General features: G+C 41.7%; 12 protein-coding genes. 1 reads left to right on the top strand and 11 read right to left on the bottom strand.

All coding sequences use genetic code 11. The annotated features are described in order from the left end of the window. The 7 genes from E0698_RS15355 to E0698_RS15325 form a co-directional block, all read right to left on the bottom strand. Nucleotides 1-822, bottom strand: a complete 822-nt coding sequence (locus E0698_RS15355; RefSeq protein ID WP_192512114.1) for an ABC transporter permease — start codon at nt 820-822, stop codon at nt 1-3. A 27-nt stretch (nt 823-849) separates the two neighbouring features. Then, complete coding sequence (locus E0698_RS15350; protein WP_192512113.1) at nt 850-1,779, bottom strand: nucleoside hydrolase; 930 nt, start codon at nt 1,777-1,779, stop codon at nt 850-852. Next, nucleotides 1,779-2,852: an ABC transporter substrate-binding protein gene (locus E0698_RS15345; RefSeq protein ID WP_134912050.1), complete on the bottom strand. Its 1,074-nt coding sequence runs from the start codon at nt 2,850-2,852 to the stop codon at nt 1,779-1,781. Before E0698_RS15345 ends, E0698_RS15350 begins: the two co-directional genes overlap by 1 nt. A 175-nt stretch (nt 2,853-3,027) precedes the next feature. Then, nucleotides 3,028-3,372 (bottom strand): hypothetical protein, encoded by a 345-nt coding sequence (locus E0698_RS15340; RefSeq protein ID WP_014278613.1) that lies wholly within the window; start codon nt 3,370-3,372, stop codon nt 3,028-3,030. Between the two features lie 386 nt (nt 3,373-3,758). Continuing rightward, nucleotides 3,759-4,070, bottom strand: coding sequence for a hypothetical protein (locus tag E0698_RS15335; protein ID WP_028540768.1), 312 nt, complete (start codon nt 4,068-4,070; stop codon nt 3,759-3,761). Between the two features lie 32 nt (nt 4,071-4,102). Continuing rightward, complete coding sequence (locus tag E0698_RS15330; protein ID WP_014278615.1) at nt 4,103-4,399, bottom strand: WXG100 family type VII secretion target; 297 nt, start codon at nt 4,397-4,399, stop codon at nt 4,103-4,105. Between the two features lie 38 nt (nt 4,400-4,437). Further along, the gene (locus tag E0698_RS15325; protein ID WP_192512112.1) at nt 4,438-5,898 is read right to left on the bottom strand and encodes a lipase family protein; all 1,461 of its coding nucleotides are present in this window, start codon (nt 5,896-5,898) and stop codon (nt 4,438-4,440) included. A 79-nt stretch (nt 5,899-5,977) separates the two neighbouring features. Here E0698_RS15325 and E0698_RS15320 point away from each other — a divergent pair, with 79 nt between their 5' ends. Continuing rightward, nucleotides 5,978-6,325: a hypothetical protein gene (locus E0698_RS15320; protein ID WP_149094231.1), complete on the top strand. Its 348-nt coding sequence runs from the start codon at nt 5,978-5,980 to the stop codon at nt 6,323-6,325. 553 nt (nt 6,326-6,878) lie between these two features. Here the strand turns inward: E0698_RS15320 and E0698_RS15315 are convergent. The 4 genes from E0698_RS15315 to E0698_RS15300 are packed head-to-tail and all read right to left on the bottom strand — an operon-like array spanning nt 6,879 to nt 12,623. Further along, complete coding sequence (locus tag E0698_RS15315) at nt 6,879-8,273, bottom strand: hypothetical protein (RefSeq protein WP_192512111.1); 1,395 nt, start codon at nt 8,271-8,273, stop codon at nt 6,879-6,881. A 20-nt stretch (nt 8,274-8,293) separates the two neighbouring features. Then, nucleotides 8,294-10,321: a DUF4163 domain-containing protein gene (locus E0698_RS15310; RefSeq protein WP_192512110.1), complete on the bottom strand. Its 2,028-nt coding sequence runs from the start codon at nt 10,319-10,321 to the stop codon at nt 8,294-8,296. A 17-nt stretch (nt 10,322-10,338) separates the two neighbouring features. Further along, entirely contained in the window at nt 10,339-11,481 is a 1,143-nt protein-coding gene (locus tag E0698_RS15305) for a hypothetical protein (RefSeq protein WP_238354014.1), read from the bottom strand. After that, entirely contained in the window at nt 11,478-12,623 is a 1,146-nt protein-coding gene (locus E0698_RS15300) for a hypothetical protein (RefSeq protein WP_192512109.1), read from the bottom strand. Before E0698_RS15300 ends, E0698_RS15305 begins: the two co-directional genes overlap by 4 nt. Between the last annotated feature and the right edge of the window lie 14 nt (nt 12,624-12,637).

Raw genomic sequence — 12,637 nt, 5'->3', positions numbered from 1 at the left:
CTACCCCTTCGGATTGAGTTTATGGGCCGCCTTATTTAAGAGACCGACCACGATAAATGTAATGACAATCATAATCGTTGCAATAACGGAGGCGAGAAACCAGTCATTCAGCGTCATCGCATTTTGATACAAAAATGTAGCAATGACGCGCTGTTTTCCTCCAAGTAGTGCTGGTGTCGTATAAGCCGTCAGGCTGCCCACGAAAACGAGAATGCTTCCGATAATCAGACCCGGTACAGACAGCGGAAACACAATTTTACGGAATGCACTGAAACGTGATGCACCGAGACTTTGAGCCGCATGGACAAGATCACCGTCGATATTTTCGAGTACACCAATCAGTGAAATAATCATCAGTGGTAGAAACAAATGAACCAAACCAATAATCATTGCCGCCGGAGTATACAAAATATTCAGCGGCTCATCAACGAGTCCTAAATTGATGAGCACATTATTCAACAGCCCTTTACGACCCAAAATGACCATCCAGCTAAATGACCGCACCACCGGACTGGTCAGTAAGGGAAAGATAGCCAAGGCCAGCAAAACCCCTTTACGGCGCGGGGCCTTTTGCGAAATATAATAAGCTGTCGGGAAGCCGAGCAGTACGCATACGAGCGTCGTAACGACACTGACTTCCAGCGTAGTCAGCAATATTTTCAGAAAATAAGGGTCCTTGAAGAAATGGAGATAGCCTTCTAGGGTGAATGAGCTGTTCTGTACGAAGGTCGAGCCGATCGTCAACACAATCGGAATGACCATGAACACCGCCAGAAAGAGCAGACCTGGCAGCAGCAGCCAATACAAGTATGTTTTCTTCATGGGTAGCTCCTTGCGGTTATCAAAATGTTATTCCTTGTTCAGCACCTGAATAAATAGCTCCAGAAATGCCTCGCTGTCCACCTGTTCACACACGTTCATGTTTGGACTATGATTGAGACGATTCTGCACATCGCCCACCGTTTGTCCGTCACATATCCGACTGGAGGTTTCCACATCGACATACATGGGCGAAGTTTCTACCAGACTCGAATTCAGAGCAACGCCTACAGCAAGCGGATCATGAAGCGCACACGCTTTTACCCCGTTGCGTTCCTCATAGCGCTTGGTATAGATGGCGGTGCTATCAGCCACATAGCCGCGAATCGCCGGATCGGTGAGACGGGCAATATGGTCCGCTGTCAGCAGTGCCTTCCGTGTTACATCCAGTCCCACCTGTATCAAGCGCCCAAATCCGGCATGAAATACGATCCGCGCCGCTTCCGGGTCAGCATACATGTTATATTCCGCTACAGGCGTAATATTGCCGCACTCGTGAATAACACCGCCCATAAAAATGACCTCATTGACGTATTGCGTCAACTCCGGACATTTCAGAAGCGCCAACGCCAGATTCGTGAGCGGCCCGGTGCAAACCAGCGTCAGTTCTCCCGGATGAGCCATGACTGTATCAATGATGATGTCCGGCGCAAAGCCTTCGGATGCAGAAATAGCAGGGACAACCCCACTCAATGCGCCGCCGATGCCGTCTTCTCCATGAATACGATGCTCATGCAATCCTTTACGGATCAAGGGAGCATCGGCCCCCCGATAGACCGGAATATCCGGTCTATCCAAAAGGTCGAGGATTTTGCATGTGTTCAATGTTGCCTGTTTAAGCGATACATTACCGCACACGGTAGTAATAGCTGTAACATCCAACTGGCCGCTTTTGGCCGCTAATAAAATACCTAACGCATCATCAATACCTGTATCTACATCCAATATGACTTTTTTCATTATTGGGCAACTTCCCGGTTCCAGCGGTCCGTCCATTCCTTGATATGGTCATTGACGAATTTCATATCCAGCTTGGTCAGCTTGTTTACCACATCTGCACCATACGTAATTCCTTCTGTGTCCGCACCGGACAGCACCACCTGCGTATTCACCGGAGAATCAACCTTTGCCTTGGCAGACTTCTCTTGAACTTCCTTGCTCAGCTGCCAGTTGATAAATTCCTCAGCCAGTTCTTTTTGGTCGGAGCCTTTAACCACGTTGATCGTGTTCATTACTGCATAAGCCCCTTCACTCGGCGCTACAAATTTGGCTCCAGGCACAGCTGCTTGCAAATCTTTGAAATACATCTCCATAATCGGTCCGCCCGCGATTTCCTGCTGACTGAACATGTTGACGAATTCGGAGGTTTTGCTATAAAACTTAACGATATTCGGACTCAGCTCTTTCAGTTTCCCGAATGCCTGATCCTCATTAAATTCCTTACTACCCGCTACCTTGGAAGCCGCATCAACAACCATCGGTCCAGCCGTAGCCGTAATGTTCGGCAGAGTCACGTTTCCTTTGAACTCACTGCCCCACAGGTCAGCCCAAGAAGTCACATTCTTTTTAACCAGCTCCGGGTTGTAAGCAATACCGAGGCGCCCAATCGTATAAGCAGGGCCATATTCCTCACCCAGCGGCGCTTTGGCAATATCATAAATTTGATTCAGGTTCGGCACCTTGCTACGATCCAGCTTTTCAAACAAACCTTGTTGAATCCCCTGTTGAGCATAATAATCAGACAGATAAATCAGATCGACGTCTGTGCTTCCTTGACTAATTTTGTTCAAACGTTCTGCGTTATTCCCAATCTCTACTACAATATCAACGTTATGTTCCTTCTCAAAAGGCTCGTACACTTCTTTGTTAAAGAAGTCTTCGGAGAAGCCCCATGTGGAAATGATTAGCTTCTTCTTGCCATCAGCCGAGTTGCTTTTTCCATCTTCCTGACCTCCGGTAGCATTGCTGCCGCAACCTGCAAGCACAACAGATGCCAAGGTCAAAGCCATGAACCCTTTAAACCATTTTTTCATTTGAAACTCCCCCTATTTATTCATTCTGCGAACCTGATAACACAAAAAAGAAAAGTACTCTTGTAAAACAAGAATACTTTTCTTCGTAAACAAAGAATAAGTTGATCCCGCTGCGCGTTATAACAGGTTCTCCCCTCAGATAGATCCGAAGCGAAAAGCCGAATATCCAATTGTATTAGGATTCCTTCAGTATGATGTTCGTGATTGCCCACTGCGTTGCTGAATCATAGTCGCGCAGCAGAGCTTCAATATCGAGCCCCATATCCTCAATCAGCTTCTCGCGAAGTCTCTTCTTATACAGCATGGACATTCGGAAATCCACTTCCAGCTTCAAGCCGGGGGCTTCCACTTCCAATGCCGCCGAGCGTGGAGAACGCCGGTGCTTCGCCACAAAGGTAACAATGTTGTTCTCAACGGTGGCCCGCAGTAGCGTGGTCCCGAAGCCGAACAGTTCCTTTGAAATTTCGTTGTAAATCTGGCACATCCGCTTCTTGCTTTCATTACTGTCGAGCAGCGTCATGAACCCACCCTCATCAGCATATTACGTACAATCAACCTTTCAACACGATAGATTATACATAAATATATGATAAATAGCAAACAAAATCCCTAATGCAATAACATATGATGCGAAAAAGCGAACAATATGTCGAACTTTGTAGCTTTTCAACATTTTTACACTTTTTTCGTCTAACCCTTAAGCTTTCGAACGATACTATATTCCCCGCAGGAAAATTAAAGCAGACTACAAAGGCGTTATCGTCACCACTCTGGGAGAATATTTTTTTCTTCTACTATATATGTAGTTTTTATTTAAACGCATTTAACCGTACCCCGCGGGAGTCCCCTAGCGATTGTACGGTTTTTTTTATGTTATGTAGCTGACTGGGCCAGATGGGAACCCCTTCAAGAAAAAGCCGATTGAATCCACGAGGACACTACAAGAGTAGCTGGCCACAGCAGCATAAAGTTAGCTATGATGTACGCCTTCTTAAAAGCATAACGATGATAAAAATACCAACAGCTCCATGAAATAAATACTCCTATCGGGTAGCTCATTATGACATAGGCAAAAATATAACTGATGAGATAATCTCCAGCTGTTGGTGCATCGAAAGAAAATGCGACCACCATCAGCATGACCGGATAGGCAAATAACGTTAAGCCATAAACGATATTCAATATAAGTAAAATGACAAATGCATTTTGATCTTTCATGATGTTCTCCTAACTATTGCAGTCCGCCTGTATCACCATTGTGCAGCCCGTTTGCGTCTCTCCTCACGCCGATCAGCTTCTTCCATTTTCCGAATATAACGTTTCAACTGCTCTTTATGATCGTCCAATTCCTGTATTCGTACAGTTGTGCCTTGGAGAAACGTCTCCATTTTACGTGTTAATTCAGCAGCCGATTCGCCCCTCCAGTCTTGCAGACGACCATATATATTTCTCATCTGCTGCTCCTGATGCTGAAGTCTTTGCTTTAGCTGCTCGCACTGCTGTACAGCCCTACGCAGATCCCCCAGGCTCAAAGATATTCTACTCATCTCTTTTGCCTCCCGTTGTGTTCTTCCAGCTGCTCTTTTTATTGATCCACCATCGTAAATTCCTGGCCCTTGCGATCTATATACTCTGCTATCTCTGTAATCGATTCCTGATACCAGCGATTGATCCGATCCAGTGTTGCCGTTGCACTATGCGCAAGCGGGGTCAAAGACTGACTTTCACTTGTTCCGATATGAGCCTGAAATAACTGAATGGATGCACGGGTATCACTAGAAAATCCGTGCAAGCTGGAACGCATCTGATTAGCCGCATGCTTTAGCTCTTCGGTTGTTAATTGAATTGTGCCTCCATTTTTGTTGCCCACAAAATATGCACCGCCATTGGAGCGACCATGCTGTTGTCCTACTCCCAGGATATTCACTCCCAGTGCAGTAGCAGCAAACTGCCCGAAAGCACCCATTTGTCCACCGTAGCGTTCAACCAGATCGCCCATGACTTCCTTGAGTTCTGCTCGGGCAGCCAGCATTTGCTCGTACGCCTGCACCCGTGGATTGCCTTCCACCAATTGACCGTCCATCGTGTACAGTGGATTGATTATATTGCCGTTTTCATCAAATGTGAAATGATCCATGCTATGTGTTGCTTCTCCCATTACCGAATTATAGAACTTTGTAATAGGATCTTGCTGCATCATAGGCAACGTGATCGGGACATACACAATGGGAGACCATTTGGGCCCCCCAAAAAAGTTAGCCCACTTATTTTCTCTTTCGACTGGTAATGAAACAGGAATAGTGATTTTGGCTTTATTAGCCGTCTTATAATCATTGTCTATAAAGTAGGTTGTACCCACATGTGGCTGTGCATCATTAGCTCCCGAACCGATAGTATCTTTCGGATTGACATAAGCGACATTCGTCTTTCGAAAATCGCCATTTTCCACCTTCTTTTGAAGATCATCCGGTAACAGATGTACAATACTTGGTGGATTATAAGCGACTGATGTCAGTCCGTTCCGCACCGCCACATATTCTGCCTCCGCTCCTCCTAGAGAATGGCCTGTGGTCGTTATTTCAGCAGAGGGATACTGTTTTTTTACGACATCATATAGATTCTCAGCTTGTGTAAATTGATTATTCTGATACTTTTCCTCATATTGAAGAAATGCACTTTGCACTTGTGGTGGGAGTTTAACCACCTCTGCCTTATTATTTTCATAATATTGATGGACTTCTTCCAACGTTTTCGCGCGCCCTCCGACGACATCGCTGATATCCGTTCCCCAGTCCATCGCCACGCTCCATTTGGGGCGATCTGGAGGTTCTGTACCCCTATAACCGATGATCACCTGATTGGTCTTCTCGTTAAGGAATACAGTCGCATCGAATCCAGAACCGTTCGTATCATGCAGCTTAGCTCCTTCAGGCTCAACAATCTTCCAGTCAGGAAGAATTCTGCTTTTAGAATCTTTGGCAGTCAACTCTCGGTCATAAACTTTATCCGCAATGGTCCAGTATGTTTTATCGTTAATGTAGGTCAAGTTATTCCCACCTTGTCTATTGTGTAAATATATTATAGAGTTATGAAAAAGGTGATTACCAGAAAAGGAGAATTGTAACTTGAACAGAAAAATCCCACTGATTCTGGCACTTATTTTAATTGTTATGTATTTAGGAGGTTGTTCCAACTTGTCCGACAAAGAGAAACAAGAATTAGTAGACGTCGCCACTCCCATCGGCGTGGACTTTATTAAAGAACACTATAATGCCGATTTCATATTAAAGGATTATGCTGTGGATGATCCTGCTGTCCACTCCAGGCTCTATCTGTATGGGTACATTAAAGGCCACGAAGACAACAAAATTACCATCTACTATAATTATAAAACCAAAGAAGTGATCGACGTCTCTGGGCCAGATTGGTTTATCGACAGTGAAGTTCCCAAATACAAGACCCCTTCTTCCTGAGAAGGGATACTTATCGAGCATTTCACTTTCAACATATTTGTAATCTATGTTAAAGTCTAATTTTTCCCAAATTAAGAAGTAGTATAATTATAGTGCATCCTTTTTGCGAGCGATATAGCCGAGAGGAAAAATAAGTATAAAGTCATTGGATACAGTATATCTGGTCATAGTACATAGTTATGTAGAATAGGTCTTTGTAACTGTATGTTAGGGGAAAATTGTATAGATGAACACCATTTTAAATTTGTTGTACTAAAGAGTATGCAATGACAAATGTAGTTAATAAAATTCACCTTTACGGCTACATAACAGTGCTAAAAGGGTATAGATCATCAAACTCAAATAAGGCTCCTTAGGAGCCTTATTTACTTGTCGCTAAACATATTTAATACTCTTCACTTAATGCTTAGTTACATGAATAAAAGGATATTCACCTTTGCTTATTTTACGTTTCCATTCTTGGATCATATCTTCTTGGGTAGGGGGTTTCTCATTCACGATTGCTCAAGTAGTTACTTTAGCCATACTTTTTACCCTCTCACAATGGATTTAGTTATTGCGTCTTTATCTTTTCTCCGGTCATTTTGATGTTACCATCCATTTCTACCAGACTCGTTTTACATTTTAAACCGATGGCATCCTTCGCTGTGACTTGTATTGTGTTACCCGCATTGAATACTAAGTTGCCGTCAGCCTTAACACGGATGTCCTTTTTACTCCGCAGTTCGATTCCATGGTTATCCAGCAGTCGAATCACCACTTCATCGTCATTCCCCGTGATTAAAATTTCATTTTTCTCAAATATAATAGCTTTGCGGTACTTGGTCATAAATATTTTCGTTGACGGGTCCTTAATAAAGTCTCCCCCTTTAGATCTCTTTCGGATCGAGTGGGTTACAATAGCGTCTTTTTCGTTATGGGTCGGAAAGTAGATATCTACAAAGTCAAAAAGCTCCGGCATGCAGTACCATCCCGTATTCCCTTCCGATGTATAAAATGTAGCAGTTGGAAAAGCAAAGGTTTCCTTAACGTTCGGCTTGACCTTATCCATTTCATAAAAAAACACCTTCACATGATCCTCTTCAATTCCAATCACCTTCGACTTCAATGACATGCCCCGAATGTTCTCGTTTAGGATCAATTCCTGCTTCATTCCATCAGAGGTAGTTAGCACATATTCATGCCACAAGGCACTATGCCGTATAAACGCAACAGACTGCAAGACGTATAAAGACTTCCCTTTGAATTTAACCTCAGCCCCAATTTGTAGGAGGACATCTTTTGCCTCCGTTGTTTGCACTTTAAAATACAAAAGATTGTCGTCTTTGCTTGCCCCTGGTTTGGTTTTTCTGGTCATGGAGTAGTTATACTGTTTCAGCTCACCTTTATGGACACCATCAGGTAATCCAAAATAAAACTGAGGGTTCTCTCCTATCGAATCAGGTATCAGTCCCCAACCAAGCCGAGACGCTATACGTTTCAGAAACGACCAGTCCGTCTCATCGAATTGCATCGTAAATTCCTGTAAAAGCTGATCCTTTAAGCGACTGGTACAATTGGCTTTAGGATATGATTTGAGGACATGTTCAAGCAAAGCCTGTAGCCTCATTTTTACATTTTGAAAGGATTGTCTATGAGGCACTTCATCCAGCTGGCTAGTATAGGATAGGGCTTCGGCGACTAAATAAGCTACATTGGACACCAACTTGATTCTGAACTGCGTGACTAATCCCCGGAACAACACAATCTGTTTCTGATCATCATTCAGGTAAGAAACAACCAACTTAGCTCCTGCCTCCATATGATCCGTATACTCTTCCATTTGAGTGCCGGTTAACACACCCGTTAAAAAGACTTTCACATGCTCATTCATTTTCTGTACAACTTTAACTTTCGGATTTTTAAGAGATAGAACAGTTCCGTTATACTTTATGATTGGATATCCCATGTATCTGCTCCTTTTGTCAGCTAGTTTACGTCCATCCGTTGTTTGCTTACGTATTGAATGACATCTTTAATGGTTTGATTATGCCCCTGATCGTTGAGAGCCTGATCCAGTGCAGGAATTGTGGTAAAGGTTTTATTTTTCTTCTGAAAATAAATGCCTGCCATAGGGAATTCATCAACTCTACCAGGTCCATGAATCCCGTTATCAACATTGGCAATGATGATAACATCCTTCAACCCATCCCTATTTACATCCTTGAAGGCCACCGCTTCTACGCCTCCATAACGCGCTACCCACTCATGGTTCCCGTAGAACTCTGGGAATCGATATAAAATATGTCCTTGATCATCTAATAGAAAGAAAAAGAATTTACGAAGACCTTCCGGATATCCATATGTGGATACAAACCGTACTTTCCCAAAGCCTTCAAGAGTAGTTTGAAAAGACTGCGACTCTTCGACTTCATACTGGTCGGTATCCAATTTACCTTCATTTACAACGGTAGCTGGCTGATCAACAACAGGGCTTAGTTCTTGCCATAATTCCTTATTTCGCTTCATATCATTTGGAATTTGTGCAAGACGAATTTCATACTCTGCATGATCCCCTACTGCATGAGCCACGGGTATACTAACTCCTAATGAATCACTTGTGAGATAACTAAACGTATCTAATCCTGACTCCTCAGCTGAACCTTTTAGTAAGTCTACACTTGTTAACCACTGAATTAAATCATCTTGTGTAAAATTACCGAGTAAGTCTTTTTGTTCTGGCTCTATAGCTGAGAATTTCCCGCTTTTTAAAAGCTCTAAAAAAGGTTTTTCGATCTTTACCAGATCACTTAATCTTAATCTTGAAGCCTGCTTCATATCCAAGTTGCTCGTATAAAAAATATGATTAGGATAGGCTGCATCTTTCACATAACGAATACCCGTATATTGAACACTCAAGAACCGCTCACTTTGCCGTTTAATTTCAAAATCAATTTCGACATGAACCTCAGTATCGGAATCGGCATATTCACGTAATCCTTTTAAAGCTTCGGTCTTAAGAATTTGGTTTAAAGATTTTTGCTTTACAGTATCCTTGAGTTTTGTAATTTGAGGATATTTAATCAAGATCCCATTTTCCGAATATTTCGCTTGAATAAGTTTATAATTTTGCTGTTCAATATGAGTATTTGAGGTGATGCTATGTTCAGAATCAATACGGACTTCTCCACTTTTAGAGAACTCAATGATTATGTTCTGTTCAGAATCATCCCTGTTTATTAAGAAACCATCGCCGTGGTCTAAAACTTCGATACTCATGCTATCATGTTGTCGATTCTCGAAAATAATAGGCTCATTCACATCCTTGTTCAAATACCACAAATCCGAGAGCGTCACCTTATCTATTACTATTTTTTTCTGCGTCCACTTTTGCCCAGACAACTCCCACAAAGCAACAAATACGGGATATGGATGATATATTGAAACATGTCCCCCTAACAACAACTGTATTCCGTGGTCTGAATCTCGAACCACAAAATCCGTAGTTAATTCTGGCCCATCATCGTTAAGCATCTGGGCGTGCACAAGCTGCTTCGCACTCCACCACTGAACAAATGTATATTTACCTCCGATCGTACCTGTTAGCGTATTAGATGCTCTAAAATTCACGATCCTCACATTTAGCTGCTCATTTTTTAATCGAAACGATTTCGACAACAAAGTAAGTTTGTTATCAAACTTTTTTGCAAATTCTCCGTCCTTCATCTCTACACTTTCTGGTTCGTTTAGCAACAAATTAAGATCCTGTGTGAAGTCCTGAAGCTTACTTTCTCTGACATCAGTGTCCACCTCCTCATCGTCGACGATCCGGAGTGTTTGTACTAACGCATCCAGCTTATTCGAATAGGCAATCGCTTCAGCTTTATTTTGGAGACGAGGTACACGATCTGCTTCTACTTTTAAAGAACTATTCTCCTTCGTACATCCGCTCAGTACCACGAAGGAAAATAACAATAACAGGACGCAACATATACGACCGCCCTTGAAGTGATTCATGCTGGATATCACGCTCTCTACAATTTATCGTTTATCTCTATATTCATAATCTTCCACTTGCCCGACTGCTTTTCTAATGTAAACACAAGTCCTTCGTTTGTTTCTTCTGAATTACTTCTTACTAAAAACGTCTTCTGGTTACCCTCATTAGCAATCTCTTTTATATCTAGCTCTAATCCGGTATAGTCCATAGCGGAAAAATCTATGATATCTTCAAAATTATTTTTTGGGCTTGCTGACAAAGCTGTGAATTCCGCCATTTCAGGCAAGTGTATCAAGAAGCGATTCATAAGATAATGATCCTCTAAATAATTTTGAATAATATCTTTAGGAATCGTGGGGTATACAAACTTTTTATTTTTGTTCTCATATAGTACTTTTGATTTTTCTGGTCCAGTCCTATCAAATTTCTGATAAGTCATTATTGTATGTTGTTGAGTATCCTGAAAACGGTAGTAACTCACATCCTCAAAAACACCATCTTTATTAATGTCCTCTAGCTTCCTGCTTCCTTGCCCTGTTGCTTCTGGATAATTGTAATTCACGTTGTTAATTTGGTTATCGTCCAAAGCAAATATAGAGAGTCCTTTTGCATCATCCACTTCGCTAGTGGAATATACCACGATAAATTTTTGTTCTGTTTGATCCAACTTCATGATCTTCACATCTTTATTAAGATGCACAACCATAACTGGGTCCTCTAATTTATCAATGATGTGATAACCAGCATCCTCCCGGATTACAAATATGCTGTCAATTTCCTCTTTTTCCAGCCCAAAAGCAAGCACGTATTCCGGCTTTCCATCACGGTCCAAATCTTCTTTTAATATTTTTTGAAGATGCTCATCCTTGGGTTGAATTTTCTTTATAAACTGATCCAATGTGTCAGAATCTGTAGCGCGAGCACTACTTCTTTTATTTATTGGAGTAACAATATTGCTATTTCGATCTTGTTCTTGAGCAGCAGGCTCTGGTTCAGTCACAGCTTTTTGCTCTATCACTTGAGTGCTAGGTTTGATGGGCTCAGCTACCTGTTGCTTCTCGTTCGTGTGTTTTTCCGAACATCCATTCAATAGCAGGCTAAATAACAATATTAAAAATAGTATTCTATTTTGTTTTATAAAGTTGATTTCAAAAAACTCCCCTCTTACATTATTCATTCCACGTTTATACGTTGTTTGCTTACGTATTGAATGATATTTTGAAGCGTTCGATTGTGGCCTGTTTGATTGATATTCTTATCCAATTCAGGTAGGGTAGTGTACGTATTGTCCTTTTTCTGAAAGTAAATCCCCGCGACAGGAAGCGTTTCTACTCCGTGTGCATTAATCCCTGTGATATAATCTGCAATTATGACAATATCAGTACGCCCATCCTGATTTAAATCCTTAAAGCTTACTGCTTTAATCCTGTCAATCATCCTACCGTTGTTACCATAAAATTCGGGGAACTCGTATAAAATCTTGTTATCCGCATACTTTTGGCTGTTAACTTCCAAAAAAAACTTTGCTTGTATCAGATCATTTGTATCCTCATCTTTTAAAGTGGATATAAACTTTACTTTTCCCCATCCATTAAGAGTAGTAATAAAAGATTGTTCTTTTTGTATAGTATATGGTTCCAGATCAGGGTCGGGTTGAGCATCTTCATCTACATAATCAGCGCTGCGTTGCTGTTTTATGGATTTCTCCATGTTATATTCAATGAAAATATTATTTACTTTTTCCGTTTTAGTATCCCACTGAACCCTCAAATGCAAGCCGTTTTTGGAGTAGAGCAGACTCCCATTTGTTATGATACTCGGTTGGCCGTAGAGCTGCAGTACTTTGCCAAGTGTATCACCAGTCTTCAATCCTCTTTTCGTTTTAAGCTTGGAATTTTCCAAGCTCACACCTACAAGATAGCTTTCACCATCCACCAGTTCCTCACCTTCAAGCTCAATCTTAGATAAGACTACAAATCTTATTTCTGGATCCTCATAGTTAGGATAAGATAAGTTCCACCTTCTGTAAGTCCCGTTCCCACTAATATATCCTTTATTGGAACTATCGTACCCCTCACCATAACCCCACTTATGAATAAGTTCTTTAATATCTGTTTTTTTATCAATTTTGTGTAATCGATATGAAATTTCAAAGTCCTCTTCCTGAAGGGGCTTCGGACCAACAGGTGCAATATTCTCAGCTATTTCCTGTCTTGACTTAGCTTGAGTGGGTGCTTCATGATTGTCGGTTTTAACAACTGCAGAGCTACACGCTGCTAGCCAGAAAATGATTATAAATATTACAATTAGCTTGCGCATTTCTTTTCCTCATT

The organism is Paenibacillus sp. 23TSA30-6 (assembly GCF_014858585.1).
GTDB lineage: Bacteria > Bacillota > Bacilli > Paenibacillales > Paenibacillaceae > Paenibacillus.
The sequence above is the reverse complement of the archived record's forward strand: the minus strand, read 5'-3'. Positions and strand labels throughout refer to the sequence as shown.

What these genes read in the sequence shown, in the direction of transcription:
- E0698_RS15300 (WP_192512109.1), bottom strand. Translation starts at nt 12,623, where the DNA reads ATGCGCAAGCTAATTGTAATATTTATAATCATTTTCTGGCTAGCAGCG.
- E0698_RS15330 (WP_014278615.1), bottom strand. Translation starts at nt 4,399, where the DNA reads ATGAGTAGAATATCTTTGAGCCTGGGGGATCTGCGTAGGGCTGTACAG.
- E0698_RS15315 (WP_192512111.1), bottom strand. Translation starts at nt 8,273, where the DNA reads ATGGGATATCCAATCATAAAGTATAACGGAACTGTTCTATCTCTTAAA.
- E0698_RS15310 (WP_192512110.1), bottom strand. Translation starts at nt 10,321, where the DNA reads ATGAATCACTTCAAGGGCGGTCGTATATGTTGCGTCCTGTTATTGTTA.
- E0698_RS15340 (WP_014278613.1), bottom strand. Translation starts at nt 3,372, where the DNA reads ATGACGCTGCTCGACAGTAATGAAAGCAAGAAGCGGATGTGCCAGATT.
- E0698_RS15355 (WP_192512114.1), bottom strand. Translation starts at nt 822, where the DNA reads ATGAAGAAAACATACTTGTATTGGCTGCTGCTGCCAGGTCTGCTCTTT.
- E0698_RS15350 (WP_192512113.1), bottom strand. Translation starts at nt 1,779, where the DNA reads ATGAAAAAAGTCATATTGGATGTAGATACAGGTATTGATGATGCGTTA.
- E0698_RS15305 (WP_238354014.1), bottom strand. Translation starts at nt 11,481, where the DNA reads ATGAATAATGTAAGAGGGGAGTTTTTTGAAATCAACTTTATAAAACAA.
- E0698_RS15345 (WP_134912050.1), bottom strand. Translation starts at nt 2,852, where the DNA reads ATGAAAAAATGGTTTAAAGGGTTCATGGCTTTGACCTTGGCATCTGTT.
- E0698_RS15335 (WP_028540768.1), bottom strand. Translation starts at nt 4,070, where the DNA reads ATGAAAGATCAAAATGCATTTGTCATTTTACTTATATTGAATATCGTT.